The following is an 11,246-nucleotide window of genomic DNA, read 5'->3' on the forward strand; positions in this document are numbered from 1 at the left end:
TCTATTCTGCCGTCAAATCTAGTCCGGCCGCATTTCATTCAGTTCATTGGCCTGCGCCAACGGCAACGATTGCTTCAAGTTACCGGCACCTAGTGCCGCCGACCGCCGCCGCGCCAACCGCATTGGTCGCAGCGGAAACGGCGCATCAACTGGCCGTAGCTTCGTGCCGGTGCGCATGTGATGAGCGGCAGCTAGCACGCCAGCCACGGCAATGCTGTTGGACAATTCACCGGAAAACACCATGGCGACGGCATCGTCAATGTCGACCCACCGTGCGGTCATATCGGCTTCTTCATCTTCTGGCGCCGGACGTGGCACCTCATGCAGGTCGGTCACCAGAAAGATCCGGCAGACTTCCTCGGAAATCCCCGGCGAGGACACAACATCAGTCAGCGTCCACCAGTGCGCTCCAGCTAGTCCCACTTCTTCCTGAAGTTCCCGCGCCGCAGCTGCCGCCGGCTCTTCTCCGGCTTCATCAAAAATCCCAGCAGGAAGCTCCCATAGGTAGCGTTGCACCGCGTGTCGGTATTGCCGCACCAGCTGTACTTGCTGGCGCTCATTGATGGCGACAATGGCTGCGGCACCAAAGTGCTCAATGATTTCGCGGTTGGCGCTGTGTCCACCAGGCATCGTCACTGTGTCGCTTCGCACCGCCATAATCGGCGATTCCAAGAGAATTTCCGACGCCGTCACTTCGTACATTTCCGCAGCCTTTCTGGTGGACAAGGCCCGCGGGTCCACGAGCCTTCAGCTACTGCGCTGGTTTGTCGGCATTGTCCGCCGCGCCGAACGCTGTCGCTTTGTTCTTCAGCTGTTCGGCTGCCGCCTGTACGGTTGCCACGCGGCCAGCTGCAGTATCTACATCATCCACCGTAGACACGTGCTTGCGCGCCTGCTCATCGTTACGGATTTTACCTACCGCACCGCTTTCGCTTGCTGACGCAAACCGCCCAGCCACAACAACTCCGTTGCCCAAGTCGTCCAGCGCGGTGGCGAAAGCCGCGATGGCTGCCCCGTGGTAGCCAGGATCGGACAGCGTGGTGCCATCACCGGTGACGATGACCGCCAGTTGTGCTGGCACCACAGTGCCGTCCTTGTAATCAATGAACTTTGCTTCCCGGAGCGACTTCAGCACAAGCGCACGGTCGGCATCATTGGTCTGCGGCTTGCCACTGTCTTTGTGCAGCAGCAGCGCCGGTGCCATTGCTTGACCGGCGTGGGTGCCGGGGTCACGTTTTTCTTCGGACAGCTGCGCACCTTCCGGCAGGACGTTGGCCACGATGGATTTCAGCTCGTCACCGCCTTCTGGCTTAACGAACTTGTCCAGCAGGGTAATCCGACCAGCTTCCTTCGCCCCGGCGGCCTTCAACAGCTTCGCTACCTCATCGACATCAGCTTGGTCAGCATCTGCAGTGTGCAGCAGCATCACTGGCCGGTCGGTCAACTGATCCTTGACCATCGCGTCCGCGTGTTGCGCAATGAATTCATCGGCCGCATCCGCTTGTGCCTGCACAGCTGGATCCGGTGCTGCGCCCTTGTCGCCATCTTTCTTGGCGGGTGAGGAACTGCTGGCTTCCTGCCCAGTGTGCAATCGATTCTCCGACGCTGGGCCTAGGAAATAGGTTCCCAACAATAGGCCCGCTGCCACCCCAATGGTGGTGCCGGCAAAGACATAGGACTTACTTACTCGACGGCTACGCCCCATAGTTCTATTCCATGTCCTTACTTAAATAGGCCCTGGAACCACAGTGCAATGCTGTTCCAAGTATCAATGAGGTTTTCCATGACCGAACCGTCGCCGTTCATCCCGGCAATCAGAATGATGGCAGCCAACAGCACGAAGATTCCGAGGATCGCCCACGCCACTCCGAAGCCAGAGCTCTTCACTTCATACAGCTCGGCAATCATCCGGGCGTCCACTAGTTTGTTTCCGGCTTTCAGCCGTGCCAACAACGTCGATGGGGTGTCCGGCTTCTCGGCGTGCTCAAAGAGGTCGTCGAGGTCGAAGCGGTCTCCTGCCAACACGATCATCGCGGCGCGGTGGTATTCCGCCAACAGCAGTGCGAGGTCCGTGGCATCGGAGGTCAGCGCCGGGAAGGTCATCGCACCAATGCCAAGGTCTTGGATGCGTTCTAGGCCTACGGCGGTGCCATCAGGTTCGGCCGACAGAATCACTTTGGCGCCGGAGCGCAGAGTGTCTTCCCGGATGCCTTCTGGGTCACCGACAATCAGGTGCGGGGTGTAACCGGCTTCGGACAGTACATCAGCGCCACCGTCAACACCCACCAGAATCGGCTCATATTCGCGAATGAAAAACCGCAGTTCTTTCAGCTGAGCTTTTCGGTTGTGCCCTGGGGTAACAATCAGTACTTTTTCCCCGCGCAGGTTCACTGGCAGGTCCGGCACACCCAGCCCGTCGATGTAGAGCGGTGCTTCGTGTCGGGTGAATTCGACGAGGTTGCCGCTGAACGCTTCCATCCGGTCAGCTAGGCCGGTGCGTGCTTCATCGAAGGCGGTTGCTAGGCCTGCTTCGGTGACGAGGTTACCTTCCGCGATGCGGCGGTCGCCGTAGAAAAGTTTGGTGTCGTCTAGGCGGCCTTGTCGGCCGTCTTTCAGCTTTTCGAAAACATAGTTGGAGACACCTTCGACGAGTACGATGCCGGCGTCGAGCAGCATCTGCGGGCCGAAGTTTGGTACGGCACCGGTCGTGAACTGGGAGGTGTTCAGGACTGCCGCAACTTTGGCGTCGATTAATGCTTGCGCGGTGGCGCGGTCAATATCTGGTGCGTCCAGCACCACGATGTCTCCCTCGCGCAGCTTTTTGGCTAGGCGGTCGGGCCGGGAACCATCACGCGTCGCGCCGATGATGCCTGGCAGTTCAGTGGTGGTTTGGCGGGAGAACAGACTCATGAGCCTTATTGTGCAAAACCTGTCCGCTTATCCAGGTAAGGCGCGCCGACGCATCCTCGCAGTCAGGCCGCCACTACCGCCAAGCCGCACTATTTCCAGTCCGCGCTACTTCCAGCCCGCTCGGTCAGCAGCTGCCCGTTCCAATAGCTCCGCGGCATGCGCGCGCCCAGAATCACTCTCATCAAGCCCAGCCATCATGCGCGCTAATTCCTCCACGCGCGCCTCTCCCGCCAGCGTCGTCACCGCTGACGCAGCAGGACCATGGCCGACGTCTTTAGCCACGTGCAGATGATGGTCGGCGTAGGCCGCCACTTGCGGCAGGTGCGTGACGACGATTACTTGGTGACGTAATGCCAGCCGGGCAAGCCGGCGCCCGATTTCCACGGCAGCTCGGCCACCAACACCGGCATCAACTTCGTCGAATACCAACGTGCCGCCGTGGCTTTCCGCAGCCAACACCACTTCCAGCGCCAACATAATGCGGGAGAGCTCACCGCCCGATGCCGACGTCGACAGCGGCCGCGGATTCGTCCCATCCTTTTCCGCTAATGCGAACGCCACGTTGTCCTGACCGTCGGGACCAAATTTGCCGAGCGCCGATACATCCACGCTCAAGGCGGCATGGCCCATTGCCAGTCCGGCTAATTCCGACGTCACCGCGGTGCTCAATTTCTTCGCGGCTTTTGTTCGAGCAGCAGTCAACTTTTTCGCTGCGGCTGCGACCTGTTGTTCCAATTTGGCAACGTCAGCTCGCAGCTGCTCCAACGCTTCGGTTGAGTCATCCAGCTGCGCCAGCGCGGCTTCGGCTTTCTCCCGCCACTGCACCACTCCGGCAATATCGGGCGCATACTTCCGGGTCAGGGTTCGCAGATCCGCCTGCCGGTTCATCAGCTCGTCGACGCTGACGTCATCAGCAGGTAAGTTCTCCAGGTACGAGCCCAGCTCCGCGGAAATGTCCGCAAGCGTCGTTGTTACTTCATCAAGCCGAGTCCCAATGCCCTGCAGCTCTTTGTCGGTTGCGCCGCGCAGTTCTTGGGCGGCAGTGCCCAATAGTTCGGCAGCAGCTTCCTCATCATCGGCATCACCAGCGCCACCGACCAAGCCAGCAACCGCGCCGGGCCCATCAATGGCCGCTAATGCGCCAGCTGCTGCGGTCCGCAGCGCATCCGCGTCGTGCAGCCGACGAATTGTTGCGGCCAATTCGGTTTCTTCGCCAGCAACTGGGTCAATGGCGTTGATTTCTTCAATCGCAAACCTCAACTGGTCGGCCCGTTGGGCACGCTCCATCCGCTTTTCAGTGCGCTGCTGCAGGTCCGTCGCCGCGGTTTTCCATGCGCCGCGTATGCTGCGGTAATGCGCTGCCAGTTTCAGCACGGCAGTGCCGCCAAATTCATCTAACGCTCGTAGTTGTTGTTCCGCTGCCAGCAGACGCAGCTGATCATTTTGACCATGCAAGGTCAACAACGGTTCGGTGGCAGCAGCCAGCGTGCCCGCCGGAACAGACCTGCCACCGACGTGAGCTTTGCTGCGGCCCTTCGCCGAGACCTGCCGAGCCACCAGCAGATCCCCATTTTCGTCCAATTCACCGCCAGCTTCCTGCACAGTCTCGGAGATGCGCGACGCCACCTCCGCTACGTCGTCAAGCAAAAACCTACCTTCCACCGTGGCGCGTTCAGCTCCGGTGCGGACTCGGCCAGCGTCGGCGCGGCCGCCGGTGAGCAGTCGCAACCCGGTGACCACCATGGTTTTACCGGCGCCAGTCTCACCGGTCAGCACAGTTAAACCGGGAGAAAACTCCGCAGTAGCGTCCGGAATGGCACCTAAGTCGGTGATGCGAATATCAGCGAGCATATGTGTCAGGTTAGCGCGCGACTACCGCTTGGGGCCGCGCCACCCAGTAACTGGCAACCGGAATTTCGAAACCAGCCGGTCGGTAAACGGTGCCAAATCCAGCCGCACCCAGCGCACTGGCTGGCTGCCACGCACCACTTCTACTCGCGCGCCCGGCGGCATCGGAATCGGACGGAACCCATCGAGCACCGCCACCGCCGCCGACGTATGCGGATTCGACTCAACAGCTACCTCAGAGTCGGGGCTGACCACCAGCGGACGGGAAAACAAGGCGTGCGCATTATTTGGCACCACCAAAATGGCATCCAATTCTGGCCACAGCACCGGGCCGCCAGCGGAAAAGGCGTAAGCAGTCGAGCCAGTAGGAGTGGACACCAGCACACCATCGCAGCCATAAGAGCTCACTGGGCGCTCATCGACTTCCAAAATGGCGTCCAACACACCGCGGCGGTTCAGGTTCTCCACGGATACCTCATTAAGCGCCCAACCAGTGCCAATCTCATGGCCATTGGCGTCAAAGACTTTCACGTCCAACGTCATCCGGTCCTCCACGCGGTATGTGCGTTCGACCACGCGGTTAATCGCTTCCGCCAACGATTCCTGTTCCCATTCGGCGAGGAAGCCAACGTGGCCAAGGTTAATGCCCAGCACCGGCAAATCCACCGCATGGGCCAGGTCGGCCGCACGCAGGAAGGTACCGTCGCCGCCCAGAACAAGGACTAGCTCACAGCCCACCGCGGCATGCGGCGAGTGACCATAGCGCGGGAACTGGGATAAAATTGGGTGTTCAATGATGGGTGTTGGGTTCGATGACCCCAGCACCCGGACGTTAATCCCTGCTTCCTGCAGCAGCTTCGCCGCTTCCGCCGCGGTTTCCATATTCGAGCTGCGCCCAGGGTGTGCCACCAGAAGAATTTCACGGTGCTTCGGCGCTGGCCCCGGCAGCACACCAGGGGCTGGCAGTTCTGCGGCAGGGATCGGCTCCGGCAGAATTGGGTAGTGGTCTTGATCGGAACTCATTGCGGTCCTTCCTCCACAGCGCGGGTCACCATTGCATGCAGCTCGTCGTCTGTCGGGGCGCTGGCGCCGCCATCTTTGACCAACCACAGGAAATACTCCACGTTACCGCTGGGCCCGGGCAGGGGCGACGCGGCCACTGCGCGGGTCGATAGTCCCAGCTCACGGGCAAATTGTGCGACATCTTCGGTAACTTCAGCGCGCAGCTCCGCTGAGCGCACTACCCCGCCGCTACCCAGTCGGTCCTTGCCGACTTCGAATTGCGGTTTGACCATCGGCAGCAGGTCAGCGCCTTCACGCAAGGATTCGGCGATGGCTGGCAAGGTAAGCCGCAGCGAAATGAAGGACAAGTCGCCCACCATCATGTCCGCAGGCCCGCCCATTGCTTCCGCAGTAAGGGTGCGCACGTTGGTTCGGTCCATCACCTGGACTCGGTCATCATTTTGCAGTCGCCAGATGAGCTGACCGTATCCGACGTCGACAGCCACAACCTCGCGGGCCCCGCGGCGCAACAGCACGTCCGTAAACCCTCCGGTCGATGCCCCGGCGTCGAGAACTCGTTTGCCTTTGACGTCGAGTCCGGCTGGTTCGAATGCGGCCAAGGCCCCAAGGAGCTTATGTGCCCCGCGTGATGCCCAATTGTCGTCATTATCGCTGTCCAGGACTTTAATTGACGCGGTCGGCTCGACTTGTGCAGCGGGTTTTTGGGCTTCGAATCCGTCAACAAGCACTCGGCGGTCGCGGATCAACTCCACAGCGGCATCCCGCGACCGCGCCAATTTGCGGCGCACCAATTCAGCGTCGAGGCGGCGTCGTGCCGGTTTCATTTAACTATTCCTTTCCGACAAAGCATCCTGCAGGAGGGTGTGCGCCTGTTCGAGCTTTTCGACGAAAATCGCAGCATCTTGTTCCGAACCTGCGGCAGTCACTTCGTCAATAAGCTCGGTGTATTCATCGCGCAGCTGCTCGGCCGTCAAGGGCTGCGTGCTGGCGGCGAGGTCTGCGGGGGAAGGAGCTCGGCTCATACTAGGTCCACCACGTGTCCGGTTAGCGCCACTGGTCGAGCGCTGCTTGCGCAGCATCCGACGAAGCCCGAATTTCCGTGATGGCGTTCGGGTTGGTGTCATCGTTGGTGGCCCACACGACTTCGGCGGCCGTCAGCAGCAGGTTCGCCGCGGCGTGTTCACCGGAAGCGATGCTGCCATCACCAGAGACCACCACTGCGGCGCCATCACGATGGGCAAGGAAACCGCCCTGTGGCCCTGGGGTAACGCTGGATACTGGTTGCGTGAGGCCAGCCATGGTGGCGCCGAGGTACTTCGGGCGGTGCGCTGGCGGGGCAAACAAGGTGTCAAAGTGGCCGGACACCCCGGAAATGACCATGTAGGTATCCATATTGGCGGCGACGCCACCGGCGATATCAGTATCCAACCGGTCGCCAACGGCAAGCGGCGACGTCGAGTTCAGCTTCGCGGCCGCGCTGAAGAACATCGGCGGCAGTGGCTTACCAGCGCTAATCGGTTCTACGCCGGTCGCGGAAACCACTGCAGCGACCATCGAACCGTTGCCAACATAGCGGCCCCGCTCCATCGGAAGTGTGGTGTCCAAGTTTGATGCCAGATACAGCGCGCCATTGGCAATGGCGAGCGCGGCTTCCGAAAGTTGCGCCCAGCCGGTGTTCGGGTTGTGTCCCTGGAACACTGCGGCGGGTTTATCGTCGGCACTGTCGACGACGGCGTACCCGGCAGCACGGGCAAGATCCTTGAAGGAGTCTGTGCCCAGTACGAGCACGGCGGAGCCAGCAGGCACGTGCGCTGCGGCCAGTTCGATAGCCGCTTGGGCTGACGTCATGACATCATCCGCGGTGGCGTTATACCCGATGCCCTGCAGCTGCTCCGCAACTTTGTGTGGCGCGCGGGACGCATTATTGGTGACGAACTGCATCGGCAGGCTGGTCGCCGTCAATACTTCCAGCACCCCGGCAATCGGGCGGCCGCCTTCATAAACGGTGCCGTCGAGATCCAGCAGCAATGCGTCGTGGGTGGTTGCCAACGTCGGTGTCGATGTCATGGTCAGTTAGTCCTCCGTTGCTGGCTTGTTCAGCTCGGCTAGCCGGTCTTCGGTGTCCAACATTTCTTCGGTGTCGGCAGCGAGTGCGTAGCCGAACCATTCCTTCGCGGCAGCGACATCATCGACGGCCAACAGCGCGTCAGCGTAGGCGTAGGCCAATCGGGCACCGGCCATGGACTTGTCTTCGGAGCTTGGGCTCATGCGTTCCAGTTCGACCAAAGCAGCTTCCGGCTGGTCGAGGTCCTGGCGGGCGCCGGCCAACACAATGGCCAACTCGATCGCCTCTGGGCGTGCCAAGTCGTGGGCCTCATCGGACCGGCCCAATTCGATGGCCTTGTCTGGTCGACCCAAACCACGTTCGCAGTCAGCCATCACAGCGAGCAGGCCTGGTCCGCCGTACATCCGACGGGCCGCGCGGAGCTCCGACAGGGCTTCCTTCCACTCGCCAGCGTGGTATGCCGCGATGCCGTTAGTTTCGCGGACCACAGCCACACGACCAGCACGGTTCTTCGCCGCGCGAGCGTGCTCAAGGGCGCGTTGTGGATCTTCTGCCATGAACGCGGCCGCAGCAATCATGTGACGAGCCACGGTATCGGCGTTGTCTTTCGCCAAGGAACGCAGGTCCCGCAGCACTGCTGGTTCGAGTTCGTCTGCGCGGATGTCCTCTGGGATCTTTGGTTCGTTTTCGCGCATCGCCATGCGCTCTTCGCGGTAGCCAGCGCGCTGTGGTCCAGTCCGGTTTTCGTCGCGGTCCTGGCCAGCACGGTTGGAGTGGCGACGAGGGCCGCTTTGGCCATCCCGTGGTCGGAATCCACCTTGGCCACCACGGCCACGACCTCGACCGCCTGGGCCACCGTGACCGCCATGACCACCGCGGCCACGGCCACCGCCGCCACCACGGCCGCCGCGGAAACCTTCCCGCTTACCGCCACCGCCACCACCTGGCCCGCTACGGCGAGCAGAGTTCGAGCGCTGTGGACGGTCAGATCGGCGGTCGCCGCCTTGGGATTCGGACATAGGTGGTCCCTTCGTGTTTCCAGATAAGTCAGTGCAACCGACGGGATATCACGTCGGCTAGATACCTTCCACGCTACCAGCCCTAAGCCTGAAGACTTGCCTTCGCTGCGTCTAGTGCAACGCCGATTCGTGGTGCGAAATCAGCTGAGCGTCACTCGAGCCCGCGACGCGCTGCCACACCATCGACGCCACCACGTGTTCCGCCCGCACCACAGCCACTTCTGTGCTGTCCGAAATCCGCTGCACAGTAATATCCGCGGACTGGGCACGTGCGAGCGCTCCCGCAAAAAGCTTCTTCCCAGCTGCAGAAACTGCAGTTCGGCGAGTGTACGCGGTGCCGCCAACGTCAATAAGCACTGCGCTTGGGGCAATCAACTGCCGCAACCGCACCGTGCTGGCGCCACCCAACAGGGCGCGGACGAGGGTTTCGGTGTCAACCGTGGTGGGTTCCGGCAAGTCAAAGAGCGCATCTGCGCCGTCGTCGGCAGGTTCTACCGGGGCGGTAACAGTATCGGCGGGCACAATGGTGAACCCCGGCCCCACTTGCGGAGGCTGCTTACTGGCAAACGCGGTCGCCGCGGCGCGGGCGAGCTGATCGGCCTGCTCATTGAGCTCATGTCCAGCGTGGCCACGAACCCATTCAAAGGTCACCTTCCGGCCCGACATCGCCCGGTCCAGCTGCTGCATCAACTCGACGTTCTGAACCGGCTTGCCATCGGCTTTCTTCCAGCCTTTACGCTTCCAGCCGGGCATCCACTTCGTAATGGAGTTGATGACGTACTGCGAATCACACACCACATGCAGAGGCTCAGTGACATGTGCAGTCTTCTGCAGCAGATCCAGCACTGCGGTGAGCTCACCTTTGTTATTGGTGCCGCTTGGCCACCCACCGGCCGCCCAATTGTCGGCATCAATAACCCACGCCCAGCCAGCGGGGCCGGGATTTCCGAGAGAGGAACCATCTGCTGCAGCAACGATCGTCATGAGTGCTAATTGTAGCTAGTGCCGAGCGCCGTGGATTTGGGGATCCCGGTATCTTTGGCTACTCATTAGTACAGAGACAAAATGTTGAATTACGCAGGGACTTTTCACTGCGGATAAAGAATATAGTTGCGGTGATGCGAAATTACTAGGAATTCGGGGTCCGGGCAGCGTAACCGGCGTTCAGAGCGCACGGGCGGCGGCCGGACGTTAGCGGCGCAAACTATCACGATCCCGGATTCGCATGCGGATCGCCGGCTGGATAAGTATCTTCGCGCCCATTTGAAGGGTGTGCCGGCCAATCTCATTTTCCGGCTGCTGCGGGAAGGGAAAATCCGCGTTGACGGCGGGCGTGTCAAGCAGAATTACCGCATTGTCGGTGGTGAAGAACTGAAGCTGCCTGCTATTACTGTCGCGGCGCAGCAGAAGGTTAATGTGCCGGCGGCGTTCGCTGAGCAAATTGCCAAATCAATTATCCATGAAGATGACGACCTGCTGGTCCTCAATAAGGCTTCGGGGCATGCCGTTCATGGCGGCACTGATGTCCAGGTCGGGGTCATTGAGGCGCTGCGCCACCTATTTCCGGAGCTGCCGGATATCGAACTTGTCCACCGCATTGACCGCGAAACCTCCGGGTTGCTGCTGGTTGCGAAGAATCCAGCAACGCTGCGGCATTTGCAGGAGGTTTTGCGTGACCGCGAGGCCGATATTAAACGGCGCTACCTTGCGCTTGTTGACGGATATTGGCCCGAAGATCTGACGGTGAGCCACACGCCTCTGCGGCGGACGTCGCGGGCGACTTTGGCGCGTCCGGATGGGGATCGAGCGGAAACACGATTCCGGGTGGTGCAGCGGTTTGGCCAAGAGGCGACGTTGGTGGAAGCGCGCTTGTTGACTGGTCGTAAGCACCAGATTCGGGTGCATTGTCAGGATGCAGGGCATCCAATCGGTGGTGACGCCCGCTATGGCAATCCAGGTTTCAACCAAGTGGTGGCTGGGCTCGGGGTGCGTGGGATGATGCTGCATGCCTACCAGCTGGAGGTGCCGCTTCCGGACGGCCAGGTGTTGGAGTTCGAGGCAGCTCCGCCCAAAGGTTGGGCGAAATATCCGGGGCTGAAGTCTTTTAGTTAGTGATAAAGCCAGGGCTATGAATATGGCTCCTGGCGTTCACTTCTTTTGGGATCGCGAAAAGAGGCGGGGCCCCAGCCGCCACACAAAGTGACAACCAGAACCCCGCCTAAAAAATAATGTCGGCAGTGACTTACTCTCCCACACACTCCCGTGTGCAGTACCATCAGCGCAGGTAAGCTTAGCTACCGGGTTCGGAATGGGACCGGGCGTGACCTCACCGCTATAACCACCGACAAAAACACGAAACAACAAACACAACCATAGTTGTG

11 protein-coding genes and 1 rRNA gene are annotated in these 11,246 nt (G+C 60.7%); 1 reads left to right on the forward strand and 11 read right to left on the reverse strand.

Going from position 1 to position 11,246, the window contains the following annotated elements; translation table 11 throughout:
* Nucleotides 1–18: 18 nt before the first annotated feature.
* From A3EC_RS0105440 to A3EC_RS12725, 10 genes are all read right to left on the reverse strand, one after another.
* On the reverse strand, nucleotides 19–702 hold the full coding sequence (locus A3EC_RS0105440; RefSeq protein WP_018024167.1) for an NUDIX domain-containing protein: 684 nt from the start codon (nucleotides 700–702) through the stop codon (nucleotides 19–21).
* A gap of 49 nt (nucleotides 703–751) precedes the next feature.
* Nucleotides 752–1,705, reverse strand: a complete 954-nt coding sequence (locus A3EC_RS0105445; protein ID WP_018024168.1) for a copper transporter — start codon at nucleotides 1,703–1,705, stop codon at nucleotides 752–754.
* A 17-nt stretch (nucleotides 1,706–1,722) separates the two neighbouring features.
* The gene (steA, locus tag A3EC_RS0105450; protein WP_018024169.1) at nucleotides 1,723–2,910 is read right to left on the reverse strand and encodes a putative cytokinetic ring protein SteA; all 1,188 of its coding nucleotides are present in this window, start codon (nucleotides 2,908–2,910) and stop codon (nucleotides 1,723–1,725) included.
* A gap of 105 nt (nucleotides 2,911–3,015) precedes the next feature.
* Complete coding sequence (gene recN / locus A3EC_RS0105455) at nucleotides 3,016–4,761, reverse strand: DNA repair protein RecN (protein ID WP_018024170.1); 1,746 nt, start codon at nucleotides 4,759–4,761, stop codon at nucleotides 3,016–3,018.
* A gap of 21 nt (nucleotides 4,762–4,782) precedes the next feature.
* Complete coding sequence (locus A3EC_RS0105460; RefSeq protein WP_245532952.1) at nucleotides 4,783–5,640, reverse strand: NAD kinase; 858 nt, start codon at nucleotides 5,638–5,640, stop codon at nucleotides 4,783–4,785.
* Between the two features lie 137 nt (nucleotides 5,641–5,777).
* Nucleotides 5,778–6,605, reverse strand: a complete 828-nt coding sequence (locus tag A3EC_RS0105465; protein ID WP_018024172.1) for a TlyA family RNA methyltransferase — start codon at nucleotides 6,603–6,605, stop codon at nucleotides 5,778–5,780.
* Nucleotides 6,606–6,803, reverse strand: a complete 198-nt coding sequence (locus tag A3EC_RS0105470; protein WP_018024173.1) for a hypothetical protein — start codon at nucleotides 6,801–6,803, stop codon at nucleotides 6,606–6,608. It abuts the gene before it with no gap.
* Nucleotides 6,804–6,825: 22 nt separating this feature from the next.
* The gene (locus A3EC_RS0105475) at nucleotides 6,826–7,848 is read right to left on the reverse strand and encodes an HAD hydrolase-like protein (RefSeq protein WP_018024174.1); all 1,023 of its coding nucleotides are present in this window, start codon (nucleotides 7,846–7,848) and stop codon (nucleotides 6,826–6,828) included.
* A gap of 6 nt (nucleotides 7,849–7,854) precedes the next feature.
* A complete protein-coding gene (locus A3EC_RS0105480; RefSeq protein WP_018024175.1) occupies nucleotides 7,855–8,865 on the reverse strand; it encodes a tetratricopeptide repeat protein in 1,011 nt (336 codons plus the stop codon).
* Between the two features lie 111 nt (nucleotides 8,866–8,976).
* Nucleotides 8,977–9,849, reverse strand: a complete 873-nt coding sequence (locus tag A3EC_RS12725; RefSeq protein ID WP_018024176.1) for a ribonuclease H family protein — start codon at nucleotides 9,847–9,849, stop codon at nucleotides 8,977–8,979.
* Nucleotides 9,850–10,077: 228 nt separating this feature from the next.
* On the opposite strand from A3EC_RS12725, the gene A3EC_RS11480 reads away from it, so the two are divergent.
* Entirely contained in the window at nucleotides 10,078–10,977 is a 900-nt protein-coding gene (locus tag A3EC_RS11480) for an RluA family pseudouridine synthase (protein ID WP_281163679.1), read from the forward strand.
* Between the two features lie 117 nt (nucleotides 10,978–11,094).
* Here the strand turns inward: A3EC_RS11480 and rrf are convergent.
* Nucleotides 11,095–11,211 (reverse strand): 5S ribosomal RNA (rrf, locus tag A3EC_RS0105495).
* Nucleotides 11,212–11,246 lie beyond the last annotated feature (35 nt).

It is taken from the genome of Corynebacterium ulceribovis DSM 45146 (genome assembly GCF_000372445.1).
GTDB classification, from domain to species: Bacteria; Actinomycetota; Actinomycetes; order Mycobacteriales; family Mycobacteriaceae; genus Corynebacterium; species Corynebacterium ulceribovis.